The organism is Monashia sp. HAY1-2A, assembly GCF_056755315.1.
Window position 1 is genome coordinate 1 of record NZ_JBNDHY010000593.1, and the last position, 251, is coordinate 251.

The 251-nt window shown below is 47.8% G+C and carries 1 pseudogene; it reads right to left on the reverse strand.

From position 1 onward, the window contains the following. Positions 1-251 (reverse strand): annotated as a pseudogene (locus ACPYOM_RS23185) (hypothetical protein); the annotation flags it as partial.

Consider the following 251-nt stretch of genomic DNA (forward strand, 5'->3'; position numbering starts at 1 on the left):
GTCTGTGGTTTTCCGTCCTTTAAAACCGTTACCTCATCGGGGCGCTGGTCGAGCAGAGATTTAATATTGCTTTTCGCTCTGGTTACAGCCATCCCCTGGAACACTTCGCCAACAGAATAGAAAAGCATAACAGCAACCCCTTCCGGATATTCTCCGATCGCGAAGGCTCCGACTGTTGCGATGCCCATCAGAAAAAATTCTGAGAATACATCTCCATGGGTAATACTTTCCCAGGCTTCTTTCAATACGGG